This window comes from Halovenus salina (genome assembly GCF_026410925.1).
In the GTDB taxonomy this organism is placed as follows: domain Archaea; phylum Halobacteriota; class Halobacteria; order Halobacteriales; family Haloarculaceae; genus Halovenus; species Halovenus salina.
This window is the reverse complement of the sequence record NZ_CP112972.1, coordinates 1,226,586-1,240,672: the sequence shown is the minus strand read 5'-3', so window position 1 is coordinate 1,240,672 and position 14,087 is coordinate 1,226,586. Positions and strand designations below refer to the sequence as shown.

Annotated in this window: 11 protein-coding genes and 1 tRNA gene; 5 read left to right on the top strand and 7 right to left on the bottom strand. The window is 61.4% G+C overall.

The genetic code is table 11. The annotated features are described in order from the left end of the window. Window positions 1-2: 2 nt before the first annotated feature. Genes OSC37_RS06280 through OSC37_RS06270 form a run of 3 tightly spaced genes read right to left on the bottom strand, consistent with a single transcriptional unit; the run spans window position 3 to window position 5,106 of the window. Window positions 3-446 carry a DUF7287 family protein gene (locus OSC37_RS06280; protein WP_267163743.1) on the bottom strand — a complete coding sequence of 148 codons (444 nt, stop codon included), beginning with the start codon at window positions 444-446 and terminating at the stop codon, window positions 3-5. Further along, the gene (locus OSC37_RS06275) at window positions 443-2,605 is read right to left on the bottom strand and encodes a type II secretion system F family protein (RefSeq protein WP_267163742.1); all 2,163 of its coding nucleotides are present in this window, start codon (window positions 2,603-2,605) and stop codon (window positions 443-445) included. Before OSC37_RS06275 ends, OSC37_RS06280 begins: the two co-directional genes overlap by 4 nt. A gap of 2 nt (window positions 2,606-2,607) precedes the next feature. Further along, the gene (locus OSC37_RS06270; RefSeq protein WP_267163741.1) at window positions 2,608-5,106 is read right to left on the bottom strand and encodes a type II/IV secretion system ATPase subunit; all 2,499 of its coding nucleotides are present in this window, start codon (window positions 5,104-5,106) and stop codon (window positions 2,608-2,610) included. Window positions 5,107-5,356: 250 nt separating this feature from the next. On the opposite strand from OSC37_RS06270, the gene OSC37_RS06265 reads away from it, so the two are divergent. From OSC37_RS06265 to OSC37_RS06250, 4 genes are all read left to right on the top strand, one after another. Then, window positions 5,357-5,668, top strand: a complete 312-nt coding sequence (locus tag OSC37_RS06265; RefSeq protein WP_267163740.1) for a hypothetical protein — start codon at window positions 5,357-5,359, stop codon at window positions 5,666-5,668. 41 nt (window positions 5,669-5,709) lie between these two features. Continuing rightward, on the top strand, window positions 5,710-6,297 hold the full coding sequence (locus tag OSC37_RS06260) for a thioredoxin family protein (RefSeq protein ID WP_267163739.1): 588 nt from the start codon (window positions 5,710-5,712) through the stop codon (window positions 6,295-6,297). Then, window positions 6,298-7,107 (top strand): BtpA/SgcQ family protein, encoded by an 810-nt coding sequence (locus OSC37_RS06255; protein ID WP_267163738.1) that lies wholly within the window; start codon window positions 6,298-6,300, stop codon window positions 7,105-7,107. 154 nt (window positions 7,108-7,261) lie between these two features. After that, a complete protein-coding gene (locus OSC37_RS06250; RefSeq protein WP_267163737.1) occupies window positions 7,262-8,446 on the top strand; it encodes an SPFH domain-containing protein in 1,185 nt (394 codons plus the stop codon). Between the two features lie 175 nt (window positions 8,447-8,621). On the opposite strand, the gene OSC37_RS06245 is transcribed toward OSC37_RS06250, so the two are convergent. The 3 genes from OSC37_RS06245 to OSC37_RS06235 form a co-directional block, all read right to left on the bottom strand. After that, a tRNA-Met gene (locus OSC37_RS06245) sits at window positions 8,622-8,696 on the bottom strand. 77 nt (window positions 8,697-8,773) lie between these two features. After that, complete coding sequence (locus OSC37_RS06240; RefSeq protein WP_267163736.1) at window positions 8,774-9,229, bottom strand: GtrA family protein; 456 nt, start codon at window positions 9,227-9,229, stop codon at window positions 8,774-8,776. Then, window positions 9,226-9,990 carry a glycosyltransferase gene (locus tag OSC37_RS06235; protein WP_267163735.1) on the bottom strand — a complete coding sequence of 255 codons (765 nt, stop codon included), beginning with the start codon at window positions 9,988-9,990 and terminating at the stop codon, window positions 9,226-9,228. Before OSC37_RS06235 ends, OSC37_RS06240 begins: the two co-directional genes overlap by 4 nt. A 90-nt stretch (window positions 9,991-10,080) precedes the next feature. On the opposite strand from OSC37_RS06235, the gene OSC37_RS06230 reads away from it, so the two are divergent. Then, window positions 10,081-11,397, top strand: a complete 1,317-nt coding sequence (locus OSC37_RS06230) for a cobyrinic acid a,c-diamide synthase (RefSeq protein WP_267163734.1) — start codon at window positions 10,081-10,083, stop codon at window positions 11,395-11,397. 8 nt (window positions 11,398-11,405) lie between these two features. Here the strand turns inward: OSC37_RS06230 and leuS are convergent, their stop codons facing one another. Continuing rightward, entirely contained in the window at window positions 11,406-14,072 is a 2,667-nt protein-coding gene (leuS, locus tag OSC37_RS06225) for a leucine--tRNA ligase (protein ID WP_267163733.1), read from the bottom strand. Window positions 14,073-14,087: the final 15 nt, after the last annotated feature.

The window sequence follows — 14,087 nt, the reverse complement described above, 5'->3', positions numbered from 1 at the left end:
TGTTACCACACCCGCACCACCAGACGGCAGCCATTCTCACAGACGCTCGGAATCCGGACGAACCGGACTACCGATGCGGTCTGTCGGCCGTTCCAGACACTCCCGTTCGCGAGCGTGACGCCGCCGGATTCGACCACCCCTGTCTCGTTCTGGACCGTTGCGTTCCAGCGGAGCCACTCGGGGACACCAACTCCCGTAGAGTCATTCGCAACGGTGTCAATTGTCCGGTTTAGCGCGTTGAAACTCGCCGTCTGTTGCATCCCCGGGATGGTGCTGTTGTCGATTAGCTCGGCCGCGAGATTGTCGGCCATCACGCGCTCTTCGTCTTCTACGTTCTCTTCGAAGGGCTGGAATAGCCCTGGAAAGTATCCGAACACGATGGTGACCGAGAGCAACAGCAGGACAATCCCCAACAAGTAGTCGGTGACCGTCTGGCCGCGTGTCATCGCCTCGTCGACCCTCCTGTTTCCTCGCCGACCTTGCCTGTCCGCCGGTCGAGGGTGTCACGCACCGACCACCCGGCCGGAGCACCCACCAACAGCAGGAGCTGTGCTGTCTCCTCGCCGCCACCACTGGTTATCTGCTCAACGATAATCCACGTAATAAGCGCGATTGTCGAGAGAACCACCGCGTACTTCGCGCCCGAGAGCACCTCGACGTTGCGGATGTATCCGGCGATGAACGACGAGATGAGGGCCTGCAGTGTGACTGCGTGGAAAAACAGCATCGAGAGGAACTCGGCGTCGATGCTGCCGCCGAAATCAGCCGTCTGTTCGGCCGCTTCCTCACCTGCCTGTTCGCCTGCAGCGGCCAGCCCGGACATTGTTTCGAGGAACTGGACCTTCAGCAGTGCCATCACTGCCAGCAGTGTCAGGTAGGTCATGATGATGATGACCGTCTGCATCAGCGTCCGGGCTTTGCGCTCGCGCTCAATCTCGTCTTGATTCTCGGAGGCGGTCGCCGCCGTCGACAGCACGTCCTGAATCTGGCTGGAGGCCTCCTGTGCCTCGCTGATGAGCTTGATACTCCGGGCGAGCCGGGGGACGTGGTACTTGTTGTTGAACTCCCGCATCGCGTCTTTCAGGCTCGTCCCGAAGTTGACCTTCGAGTGCATCGACTCGAACTCGTTCGAGAGCTTCCCGCTGGAGGTCTCCGAGACGACCTTGATTGAATCGAGCAGCGTCATCCCGGTGTCGTTCGCACTCGCCAGCTTCCGGAGGTTCTCAGAGAGGTCGCTGAGAATCGCCGTCCGCGAGCGGACGTTCCACTCGTAGAAGATTGCAAGCGGGAGGAGATTGAGATAGATGGGGACGTACACCCACACGAGCGTCCCGACGATGGGGTCTGCTTTCATTGCATCCACTGATAGCGGCATGTTGCCGGTCGCCAGCGCTCCGATGAGAACGAGCAGTGTCAACGGCAGCGTCAACACTAACACCAGCGTCGGGTGGTCCCGGAAGAACAGGTGCGGTGCCTTCACGATTTCCATTAGTTCGTGGGTCCCCTCCTGGCGTTTGATCTTGTCGAAGAGGTCGCGTTCGCCGGTGTACTCCTCGACGAGGCCGGGGTTGAAGACGCCAATACCCTCGTCGACGGTGAACTCCTCGCCGGCGTCGGGCCGCAGGTAGCCGTCGCCGATCTCGTCGTGGGTGACAGTCGAGACCATCACCAGAAAGCCCGCGCCGATGAGCGGGATGAGCCCGTAGACGGTGCCGTACAGGAGCATCGTCTGGTCGCCGCTTCCCATCATGCTCATGATGACGAGAATGATGATGAGCAAGAGCGGAAACAGCGACAGCGTCATGTACATCTCGCCGAACAGCTCCAGCGTGTCGAGCAGCTTACGCTGTTCCTGCTTGGCCGTCCGAAGGTGGTTGTCCTTCTGGTCTTCCAGGAAGTCCGTCATGTCTCCCCCGGAGTCCAGAATCGACAGCATATCCGTCAAAAACTGTGCCAGCTCGTCACTCGGTGTCGTCAGCGCCTGATTCTGGACAGCAGTCCGATAGTCGGTGTCGAAATACTCCGTCTCCAGCACGATGGACTGGAACTCCCGAGAGAGTTCGCCGTAGGTATCGTCGGCTTTCGCCATCGCCTTCAGGATTTCGAGCTGGTTCATGCCGCCGACCGACAGCGCGTACATGAAGGCGATTCCGTCGGGCATCAGCGTGTTAATCTCGCGTTCGCGCCCGCCTGCCCGGAAGTACGGTATCGACGTGACCGAACCGAAGCCGATACCGAACCCAATCGAGCCAAAGATGAGTCCCGAAGTCAGGAGGATAAGCGGCGTCCGGAGCACGCGCAACGGCTCCAGCGGACCGAGATGGATCCCGACCAACACGTCACCGACGAACAACTGGACGAACAGCCAACCGACAAACACACCTAGCAGCCACAGCCCGAGACCGGCGATGAGCCCGACTGCCAGCGCCCGCGAGAGGAACATCTCGACGTTGTCGGCCATCCGGGACTGGGCCAACTTCTCCTCGACATCGTTGACGAAGTCACTGTCCTCGCTGAACAGCAACTGATACAGCGGATAGAAGACCCCGCCCAGTGAGCGTTCTCCGCTTTCGAGCTGCCGTCCACGACGGTTATCGAGGCTCATGGTCAGCTATCGCCGTCCGTCCCTGCTTTGGGAACGAACTGCCCGAAGTTGCCTTCCTCGTCGGCGCTGGCGGAGTCGTCGTTCCCTCCCTCTAGCGCCGCGACGAGGTCGCTCGTCTCCATCTCCCGGTATCCTTCGAGCATCGGTTCGGCGCTCCGCAGGATGTCGTCGGTCTCTTCGATGACCGGCTCCGGGGGTTCGGGCCGGGGAACCAACTCCTCTTTTTGAGGGTCGACTTCAATCTGGACTGACTCCATCTCCCGGAGGTCCTCCAGCGAGCGTTCGAGACTCTCTTTTGCGATGATGGCGAGTATCGTCTCTGGGTCGTTGATAAACGCCTGGACTGTCGCCGCGACCTCGGTGTATGTGTTCAGGCCGTTTTCGATGAGGTACGCGAGGACGATTTTGCGCTTGAACAGCTCCTCGTCGAGGCGGTTCTGTGACCAGCCGCGATCGAACTTGATCTCTTCGAGCGTGCTCGAAGAGCCCATCTGGAGGAACTGGTCGGTCTCGGCGCGCCACTCGTAGACGTCTCGGACGTTGATTTCGTCGTTCTCGGGAGAGTACTCGTTTATCTCTGTCAGCTTCTTGTTGCGGCGGACCTTGCGGCCACCGACACGGGTCTGGGTCTGAATCGACACAAGGTCCAGCGCGGTGAAAAGCGTCTTCGAGACGTTGATTGGGTCTGTAGTGAACCGCTTGATGACCTCGCCGACGGTGTCAGCGTGGAACGTCGTGTATGTAGTGTGACCGGTCGACATGACCTGGAACAGGGTTCGCCCTTCCTCGCCACGAATCTCGCCCATGACGATGTAGTCTGGCCGCTGGCGCAACGCCGCCTCCAGCAGGTCGAACTCGTCGACGTCGCCTTTGTCGTCCTCGCCGAAGGAGGGGCGGGTGACACTCGCCACCCAGTTGCGCTGTGGCAGCTCCACCTCGCGGGTGTCCTCGATAGAGACAATCTTGGCACTGGAGGGGATAAACAGCGACACCGCGTTGAGGCTCGTCGTCTTTCCAGAGGCAGTACCGCCCGCGAAAATCAGCGACTTGTGGTTCTCGATACAGAGCCACAGGAAGGCCATCTCATCTAGGTTAAACGTGTTCCAGTTGATGAGGTCGACGGGCGTGAACGGCACGTCTTTGAACTGGCGGATCGTGTAGTTTGTCCCGTGGTCTGAGACTTCTGCCCCAAGCGTCAACTGTGCACGCGAGCCGTCCGGCAGCGTCGCGTCGACCTGTGGCTGGCGCTTGGAGATGCCTTTTCCGGAGCGCTGGGCGAGCTTGACGACGAAGTCGTCGAGCTCTGCCTCGCCGTGTTCGACGTTCGTAATAATCTGCTCGTAGTCGGTGTGATAGACGAAGACGCGGCTGTTGTACCCGTCACAGGAGATGTCCTCGACGTTGATGTCGTGTTTGACCGGGTCGATGCGGGCGTACCCGATGAAATCCCGCTTGAGCATATACAGCATCTTCTCGACCTGGTACTCGGTCAACGTATCGGAATCTTCCTCGATTAGTGCCGGCTCGGGTCGGGCCGCAACACCGTCCAACTCTGGCAGCTCTTCCCAGTCGTCGTCTTCATCATCGCCGAGGCCGATAGCGTCCTTTATTTCGTCGAGCCAGCCGCCGCCAGAACCGTTCTCTTTGACGCTTCGCTTCCCGGTGAAGATGTTGTACCGCTGGAGAAGCCGCTCGGCCTCGCGCTCGATGACGTCGGCGCGGTCCTGTTCGCTCCCCTGGACGATAACATCGTCCTCGGTGTATTTGATTGCTGTCTTGAGCTTTCGGGAGAGAAAGTCCCGGAGTTCGGCCTCGATTTCGTTGAGATGTGGCTCGATGACGTAGTATTTGATCTCGTTTTCCTTCTGTGATTTGAAGACGACGACACAGGCGTAGGGCTTGTTGACCCAGTATCGGTGTTGTTCGATGAAGTGAGTCTTTTTCTCCATCGGAACGGCCTTTTCGAGGTCGTACCGGTTGACGACCGTCGGCGTTCCATCACGCGTCGAAAAAAAGTCGTCTTCGTCGAGCTCTTCGTTCGTGTCGAGGGTCCGTTCATCCACAATCTTCTTGAGCCTGGCTGCGGCACTTTCGCCGTAGCTGAGGTGTTGCTCGGCCTCTGCTGGGTCGAATCCGAGATACTCTGCCGGATCGAACGGATCGGCGTCCTCCGGCGGGAGGCCGTCTTCGTCGTAGTAGTACTCCTGTTTGAAATGTTCCCAGGTGTAGTTGCCGACGACGACCTCTCGCCTCTCGGGGTCCAGATACCGCTCGACGACGCGGTTGAGCGTCTTGGCCGCGCTTGCCCCCTCTTGGAGCCGCTGGCTGGTCTCTCGTGGACCGAATCCAAGATATTTACTCCGGTCGAACCGACCCTCGTCGTGTTCTTTGCGTCGAAAGTCGCTCCAGGAATACTCGCCGACAACGACGCCGTCTCCGAAGCGCATACGACCCCCTGTCCCGGCTTCTTCGTCGCTCCCCCCACTGTCATCAATTGCCATTACACCCCTACTACTGTGAACATAGGAAAAAAGTTTGTGCTGTAAATGCTACATTTCCAGGTCATGCCAGTGATTTGACTCGGTGAAGTACCGGGAGACAGGGCTTTTGGTACGAATAGTTATGTATGAGTGTTCCTATCTATACTGACCGACAGACACTGCGATCACCCGGGCCAGTAGTGTCACTATCCCGAGTTTCGTCGGTGTGGAACCCACTGACTTATTTGCCGTGATTCCGAACGTCGGGGCAATGACAGACACGCCCACACAGTCGGGCTGGGAGTTAGTCGCTGCCGAAGACGAGGCAGCCGCGGTCATCGCCGGACTGCTCGCCGTCGAACCGGAGCGGCAATACACTCGTTCAGAACTCGCGGACGCCGCCGGCGTTCCGCTGAAGACGCTGTATCTCGTCGATATTTTCGAGGAACTCGCCACAGTCGGGATGCTTGACCGCGTCGACGACCCAGGGACCGAATCCGAAAACTGTTACCAGATCAACGAAGACAGCGATGTCTATCAGGCCGCACGACAGTTCAACGAGGCTGTCGACGCCAACCGTTGAGAGCCAGAACGGGTAAGACAGTAGCGCTCGAACCCGCGTGTATGGTTGAACTCGAATCGACAGACGTGCTGACAGCCGGAGACGAAGCACCGGATTTCGAACTACAAGGGACCGACGGCGACAGCTATTCGCTTGCTGATTTCGAGGAGTACGAGGCGTTGCTCGTGGTCTTCACCTGCAATCACTGTCCGTACGCGAAGGCTACATTCGAGGAGATGAACCGTCTGGCCGAGGAGTTCGACGAGGCTGCTGTCGTCGGTATCAACCCCAATGACGCGACCGAGTACCCTGAAGACGACTTCGAGACGATGGGTGAGCGTGTCGAAGAAGGGACTATCCGCTGGGATGCGTACCTCCACGACGAGACACAGTCGGTCGCGGCAGCCTACGGCGCGATGTGTACGCCAGATCCGTTCCTCTTCGAGAACACCGGAACCACGTTCCGACTCGCGTACCACGGCCGTCTGGACGACGCCCCGAACCCTGACGACGAAGCCAGCGAGCGCGAGATGGCCGGCCATATCAAGACTGTCCTCGCCGGCGACGAGATAGCTGAAGAACCGAAGCCGTCCCGGGGCTGTTCGATCAAGTGGAAGACGGGCAACGAACCGGACTACTGGGACCAGTAGATGGACCTGCGTGACCTCTTCGACACGAGCACGCCACTTGTCGGGATGGTCCACCTGCCGGCACTTCCCGGCGCACCCAGACACGAACAGCCTCGTGACGATATCCGGGCTCGTGCACTCGCGGACGCGCACACGCTCGCCAGAAACGGCCTTGACGGCATCCTTGTCGAGAACTTCGGCGACGCGCCGTTCTATCCTGACGGTGTCCCGAAACACGTCGTCGCAGAGATGACCGCGACCGCCCGCGAACTCTCTCTTGCTGTCGACGTACCCCTCGGTGTCAACGTCCTGCGAAACGACGCCGAAGCAGCGCTCTCGGTCGCGGCAGCTGCTGGCGGCTCGTTTATGAGAGTCAATGTCCACACCGGAGCGTCGGTGACCGACCAGGGAGTGCTCGACGGGAGTGCCCACGAGACGCTACGGCTCCGAGACCAACTCGACGCCGATGTGGCTATCCTCGCCGATGTCGACGTAAAACACGCGACGCCACTTGGCGAGCGCGACAGGACCGCCCTCGTCAGAGAGACCATCGACCGCGGACTCGCCGACGCGGTCGTCGTCTCGGGTCCAGAGACCGGCAAGCCGGCCGACAACGAGGACCTGCGTATGGCTCTCGACGGGCGTGACGACGCAACCCGCGACGTTCCAGTCTTCGTCGGAAGCGGCGTGACGCCCGAGAACGTCTCGGCGTTGCTCGACGACGCAGACGGTGCAATCGTCGGCACCGCGCTCAAGAAACAGGGCCAGACGACCAATCGCGTCGACCCCGACCGAGTAGCGACATTGGTCGAGGCGGCCCGCGCTGAATAAGTGGGCTGGCGATGTTCCTGCTTGTCTCTGTTGAAAAATCAGATATTTGTGTTGGTTACTCGTTTCTCACCGATACAGTCACCCGAAAGTAGACAGATGTGGGTTACTGAGCCGACACGGGAGGGTTTTCCACAGCGGAGCAGCTATGTTGTGTATGGCTGCCGACCCACAAGATCCCCGACGAGCGCTCTACCGACACCTGAACACGCTGCTCGCCGTCGTCATCCTCGTTGCCGTGCTCGCCGTCGTGGTCGGCGTTCCGGTCCTCGGTGGGGCGCTGGCTAACCCTGCTCTCATCGTCGGCCTGCTCGTCCTCGGCCTGGCGGTCGTGACCGTCACATCGAGTGTGACAATCGTCGAGGCCTACGACAAAGAGGCGCTGACGGTTTTCGGAAAGTTCCAGCGGTTGCTCGACCCGGGCATCCACTTTGTTGCTCCCTTCGTCAACCGGACCTACCGATTCGACATGCGGACACAGACACTTGACGTGCCTCACCAGGAGGCAATCACGCGGGACAATTCGCCGGTGACTGCCGACGCGGTCGTCTACATCAAGGTGATGGATGCAGAGAAAGCGTTCCTCGAAGTGGACGACTACAAGCGCGCGGTGTCGAATCTGGCGCAGACGACTCTCCGGGCCGTCCTGGGTGACATGGAACTGGACGACACGCTCAGCAAACGCCAGCAGATAAACTCGAAAATCCGGACGGAGCTGGACGAGCCGACCGACGAGTGGGGAATCCGCGTCGAATCGGTCGAGGTCCGTGAGGTCAACCCCTCGAAAGATGTCCAGCGGGCGATGGAAGAACAGACCTCTGCGGAGCGTCGCCGCCGTGCGATGATCCTGGAGGCTCAAGGTGAACGCCGCAGTTCCATCGAGACCGCACAGGGGGAAAAACAGTCGAACATCATCCGCGCCCAGGGTGCAAAGCAGAGCCAGATTCTGGAAGCCCAGGGTGACGCCATTTCGACGGTCCTCCGCGCGAAGGCGGCGGACTCGATGGGCGAGCGGGCGATTATCGACAAGGGTATGGAGACGCTGGAGGGCATTGGACAAGGTGAGTCGAATACCTTCGTCCTGCCCCAGGAACTCACCTCGCTGGTCTCACGCTATGGCCGCCACCTCCAGGGCAGCGACGTCAAAGAGAACGGGCACGTCCTCGAAGGCCTGGAGTTCGACGAGGAGGCCCGTGAGATGCTTGGCCTCGACGACATCCAAGAGATTCTCGCACAGTTCGACGAGACGGATGTCGGTGGGCCGGAGAGCGAGCGTCCCGAGGCCGACATCAGAGACGTAGAAGAAGTCGTCACAGACATCGAAGAAGGAGCCGACGACTGACGGTCACCGTCACCATCTCGAATACAGCGTCCGCTCTTCCTCGTCGTTGCGTCGTCAGAACATAGCGGGAGGTGGATTTGAACCACGTCCACTCACACCTTTCAGTCGCTCGTGGTCTCATTCAAACCACCGTGACCGATATTTGCCGCTCGCGGAATTGCTCGCGGCAAAAGTATAGCGGGAAGTGGATTTGAACCACCGATCTGCGGGTTATGAGCCCGCCGGAATCTCCTAGCTATCCCATCCCGCTACCTGTTTTTAACCGAGGTCACTGTTTAAGGATTGCGTTTCGGCTTCCGTCTGTGAGATTGTACCAGCATCTACGGCTCAGGACTCGGTATGAACCTGCCAGGTGAACAGGCTCTCGAAGACGTAGTTCACACTCATCGCGACGCCGATTGCGACCGGGCTGGCGGCGATGAACCACAGGTCGGTCCCGAACAGATTTAGCTCGAACGTGAGCCGCTGTGTTAGCACCCAGTAGACGACGAGCTGAATGGACGAACCGCCGGCGCGGACCAGGTGCGATTTGCCGAGACGCCGGGCGAACGGGAGGGTCCCTCCTGTCCCCTGGTCGGCGAATGTCCAGTGCTCGTTGACCAGGAACATCACGAGAATCGCTGTCTCGATGCCGGCGGCCTTTGCTGCCATCTCTGGAATGCCGATCCCGAGACCCAGTACTGTGAGCACGAGGTTGTCGCTTATCGCGCCGACGACACCGACGGAGACGAACTTGCCGAACCTGGCGCGAGAGGCGAGGGCGTCGAGCGAGCTCCCGCTCATTCGTCGTCGACGAGCGCTGTCGGTTGGTTTCGCCGCTGTGCGATTGCGGTGTGGAGGGGGTTATCACTGACCTGCTTTGCGCGGTGGCGTGCCCCAAACAGCGCCCGGGCGAGCCGGAACGAGTCACGCACCGGCGACACCGTCGAATTCGGTCTGTCGTGCCACTCGATGGGGACCTCTTCGACCCTGTGACCCAGGGCACCGGCCATCGCGATGAGTTCGATATCCCACGCGAAGCCCGGCTCGTAGAGGTGGCCGCGAATCTCTTCCCAGGACTCGGCTGTGAGCGCCTTCGCGCCACACTGGTAGTCATAGAGGTCGACTGCGAGCAGGCGGCGAGCCAGCCAGGCGAACGTGTCGCCGAGGCGTCGCCGGGCGAACGTCTGGTGGGTCGCGACAGTCGACTGAGGATGGCGTCGGGAACCAACTGCGAGGTCACTGCCGCGCGTCTGGACCGCATCGACGACCCGGGCGAGTTCTGTCGCCGGAGTGGCGCCGTCTGCGTCCGCGAACGTGAGCACGTCCGTCTCGAGTGCCTCGAACCCGGCCGTAATTGCAGCCCCCTTTCCGCGGCGGTAGGGGACAGCTGAGATATCCGCGGGGAGGTCGGCAAGCTCGGTGACGGTCTGCTCTTCGGCTGCGTCGACTTCGACGCGAATCGTCTCTGGCTCGAACTCCCCAATGATATCCGCAACGTAGGCAGAGAGCTGCTCAATGTCGGGCTGGTAGGCTGGAATGACGAGCCCGAGGGTGGATGCCATTTGTCGAAAGAATCCGAGCCGGCGATAAAAACTTCGTGTTTTCGGCCAGAACCAGCACACCTATTGGCGTCATCACGCTACACAGTGTCAATGGAAGGGTTCGTGCTCGCTGGGACGGAGTCTGGTGTGGGGAAAACTGTCGCAACGCTGGTGACGATTCGTGCGCTCGAATCGGCAGGGCTGTCGGTCCAGCCTGCGAAAGCCGGCTCAGATTTCATCGACCCGAGCCACCACGCTGTCGTCGCCGGGAAACCCTCACGCACGCTCGATACCTGGCTCGAAGGCGACGACGGCGTCTGCCGGAACTACCACCGCGGCTCTGGTGATATCTGTGTCGTCGAGGGTGTCATGGGGCTGTACGACGGCGACCATTCGAGTACTGCTGCTGTCGCGGAGACACTCGATGTGCCGGTGGTGCTCGTCGTCGACGGCAGCGGCGGGATGGAGAGCGTCGCCGCGACCGCCTACGGCTTCCAGCAGTACGCCGCCCAGGCTGACCGTAACATCGACGTGGTCGGTGTCCTTAGCCAGCAGACCCACGGCGGTCGTCACGAGTCGGGTATCCGCGATGCACTTCCCGATGGGCTCCAGTATTTCGGGCGGATTCCGCCGCTGTCCGAACTATCGATTCCCGAGCGACACCTCGGCCTGCATATGGGTGAGGAGAGTCCGCTCGATACCGCCGTGCTCGACGAGGCCGCCACACACATCGACGGAGACGCGCTCGCGTCGGTTGCGCGTGAACCGCCGAGGCCCGACTCAGCGGGCGGGCTGGACGACCAACCGACTGACACACCACGGATTGCGGTCGCCCGCGACAGCGCCTTTCGGTTCATCTATCCTGGGGTCAGCGAACGCCTCGAACAGCGGGCCGATGTCGTCACGTTCGCACCGACAGACGGTGACGACCTCCCAGCGTGTGACGGCGTCTACCTCCCCGGCGGCTACCCCGAACTTCACGGCTCCGAACTGGCCACCAGCCCGGCGCTGTCGACGATTGCCGACCGCGCAGCCGAGGGGGTCCCCATCCTCGGCGAGTGTGGCGGATTGATGGCACTCTCAGAACGCCTCACCACGACAGCGGGAGAGAGCCACGAGATGGCGGGAGTCCTCCCAGCCAGAGTCGAAATGTGCGACCGGTATCAGGCGCTGGACCACGTCGAACTCCGCGCACAGACCGACACGGTGACCGCAGCCGCCGGCGATACCCACCGTGGCCACGAGTTCCACTACTCGGGTGCGACTGTCGACCGTGACGCAACGTTCGCCTTCGAGATGGCCCGCGGTGACGGCATCGACGGCGACCGCGACGGTCTGACGGAGTACCAGACACTCGGGACATACTCACATCTTCACGCCGAAAGCGGCGCATTCGACACCTTTCTCGACCGCGCAAGCAAACAGTAGCGCCGGCGTTACTCCTCGATGTTGATCGCAGGACGCCCAGGGGTGGCTTTCGCAACCAGGTCGTCGGGTGCATCCTCGGCGTCGTGGATGTCGACCTCGGCGTCGAACTCCCGTTCGACGAGCCACGTCGCGCGGTCGAGGGCAGCGGCTTCCTCGGCGGGAGGGAGCTGGTCGTCGAAGTGTTCCTGCCCGATGAACTCCTTGGCGAAGTCGGCGGCGGCCTCACCGTGCTCCCGGAGTTCGCCGTCGCTCATGACGGCACCGACCACGTCGCCGTCGGCCTCCTCGGCGAGTTCACGGACGCGGTGTTTCCACGCTGGCGCGACCGCAATCTCGATGTGCGTGGGATCCTCGATATCTGCCACGTCGATGATGTCACGGATGTCCTCGCGGGTGTTCTCGATTAGCCGTCGTTCCACGGCGTACCCCTCGGGCTTGTCGATATTCGGCCAGTCGGCTTCCGCCACCAGTCCGTCGCCGTCGAGTAACTCCCACAGCTCCTCGGCAACGTGGGGTGCGACCGGCGCAAGCAGGCGGGTCACAGTCGACAGGCCATTTTCGAGGATAGCCTCGCTCGGTTCGGTGGCCTCGATGTACCGCCGCAACAGCGAGACAAGGTCGCGTACTGCCTGGAGCGCGTGGTTGAACCGGAACTGCTCAAACTCCTCGGTCGCTGTCGCAGCCGTCGCGCGAATCTCGCGGCCGAGATAGTCGTCGACGTTGCCGCCTGCTCCGGTCTCGACCTCGCCGGCGGCGAAATCAGCCGTGAGGCTGTAGACGTTCTGGAGGAAGTCGTGGGACGACTGGGCTCCCTCTGCGGTCCAGTCGAAGTCCTTCTCGGGCTGGGCAGCGTCGAGCATGAACAGTCGACCGGTGTCTGCGCCGTACTGTTCGACGAACGGGCGCGGCGAGACGACGTTGCCGGTCGAGGAACTCATTGCGGCCCCCTCCTTCCGGACCATCCCCTGGGTCAACAGGTTCTCGAATGGTTCCCGCGGTCCGTCCAGCATCTCGAGGTCGTCGAGCACCTTGGTGAAAAACCGCGAGTAGATGAGGTGCATCGTCGCGTGTTCGATTCCCCCGACGTACTGGTCGACCGGCATCCAGTCGCTGGCTTGCTCGCTGTCGAAGGGAGTCTCCTCCATGTCGGGCGAGATGTACCGCAGGAAGTACCACGACGAGTCGACGAAGGTGTCCATCGTGTCCGTCTCGCGTTCTGCCGGGCCGCCACAGTCCGGACAGGTCGTTTCCTTCCACTCCTGGGCGGCATCGAGCGGATTCCCGGTCGTCTGGACGAACTCGGGGAGTTCGACGGGCAGGTCCTCCTCGGGGACCGGTACGTATCCGCAGTCGGGACACTCGACGAACGGTATCGGCGTCCCCCAGTATCGCTGTCGGGAGATACACCAGTCGCGCAGGCTGTGTGCGGTCCGGAACTCGCCGTCGAAGCGCTCGACGAACCGCTCGCGTGCCTCCTCGCTCGTCAGGCCGTCGAACTCGCCGCTGTTGACGAGGAGGCCGTCCTCCGTGTAGGCCTGTTCCTCGACAGCAACGTCTGCCGGGTCGATTTCGGCGTCGTCGGTTGGTTCGACGACCTGTTCGATTGGGATGTCGTGTTCGCGTGCGAAGGCGTGGTCGCGGTCGTCGTGGGCGGGCACCGCATAGAGCGCGCCGGTCCCGATATCTTCGAGCACGTAGTCGGCGACGTAGACCGGAATCTCCTCGCCTGTCGCGGGGTTGGTGGCGTACTCGCCGGTGAAGACTCCGGAGGTCTGTGCGAGCTCGTCGTCTTCGTGCTCGGCGCGGTGGATGTAGTCGGCCACGTCGTCGTTGTCTTCGGCGATCTGCTCGGCGACCTCGTGGCCCGGCGAGAGCGCAAAGAAGGTCGCGCCGTAGATGGTGTCGAGCCGGGTGGTAAAGATGTCGACGCTGTCGCCGGTCGTCAGATCGAAGGAGACAGATGCTCCCTCCTGTTTGCCAATCCAGTTGCGCTGCATCTCCCGGACGTTCTCGGGCCAGCCGTCCATCTCGTCGAGGGAGTCGTACAGCTCCTCGGCGTAGTCGGTGGTGGTGAAAAACCACTGGTCCATGTCCCGGCGCTCGATGGGCGTGTCACACCGCCAGCACTCCTCGTTGTCTCCTTTGACGTTCTCGTCGGCCAGGACGGTCTCGCAGTCGGGACACCAGTTGAGCTCTGCGGTCTGGCGTTCGACGATACCCTCGTCGTAGAACTGCTGGAAGAACCACTGGTTCCACTGGAAGTACTCTGGCTCGCAGGTCGTAACCTCGCGGTCCCAGTCAAAGCCAAGTCCCATCAGCTCCATCTGGTCTTTCATGTTGGCGATGCAGTCCATCGTCCACCCTCGCGGGTCGACATCTCGCTCGTTGGCGGCGTTCTCGGCGGGCAACCCAAAGGAGTCCCACCCCATCGGATGGAGGACAGACTCGCCTTGCATCCGCTTGAACCGGGCGAATGCGTCCGTTATCGCATAGTTTCGGACGTGGCCCATGTGCATCTCCCCGGAGGGGTAGGGGAACATCGCCAGCACGTACTCGGGGTCGTCGGCGTCGTCTTCGATTCGAAACACCTCTTGGTCGTCCCACGCCTGCTGCCACTTCGACTCGATTGCCGTGTGGTCGAAGCGGCGGTCGTCTGTCTCGTCAGCTTCGCTCATGTGTCTTGGTGTGAG

Coding starts and splice junctions, on each gene's coding strand:
- OSC37_RS06250 (WP_267163737.1), top strand. CDS start 7,262: ATGGCTGCCGACCCACAAGATCCCCGACGAGCGCTCTACCGACACCTG.
- OSC37_RS06240 (WP_267163736.1), bottom strand. CDS start 9,229: ATGAGCGGGAGCTCGCTCGACGCCCTCGCCTCTCGCGCCAGGTTCGGC.
- OSC37_RS06230 (WP_267163734.1), top strand. CDS start 10,081: ATGGAAGGGTTCGTGCTCGCTGGGACGGAGTCTGGTGTGGGGAAAACT.
- OSC37_RS06275 (WP_267163742.1), bottom strand. CDS start 2,605: ATGAGCCTCGATAACCGTCGTGGACGGCAGCTCGAAAGCGGAGAACGC.
- OSC37_RS06260 (WP_267163739.1), top strand. CDS start 5,710: ATGGTTGAACTCGAATCGACAGACGTGCTGACAGCCGGAGACGAAGCA.
- leuS (WP_267163733.1), bottom strand. CDS start 14,072: ATGAGCGAAGCTGACGAGACAGACGACCGCCGCTTCGACCACACGGCA.
- OSC37_RS06270 (WP_267163741.1), bottom strand. CDS start 5,106: ATGGCAATTGATGACAGTGGGGGGAGCGACGAAGAAGCCGGGACAGGG.
- OSC37_RS06255 (WP_267163738.1), top strand. CDS start 6,298: ATGGACCTGCGTGACCTCTTCGACACGAGCACGCCACTTGTCGGGATG.
- OSC37_RS06235 (WP_267163735.1), bottom strand. CDS start 9,990: ATGGCATCCACCCTCGGGCTCGTCATTCCAGCCTACCAGCCCGACATT.
- OSC37_RS06265 (WP_267163740.1), top strand. CDS start 5,357: ATGACAGACACGCCCACACAGTCGGGCTGGGAGTTAGTCGCTGCCGAA.
- OSC37_RS06280 (WP_267163743.1), bottom strand. CDS start 446: ATGACACGCGGCCAGACGGTCACCGACTACTTGTTGGGGATTGTCCTG.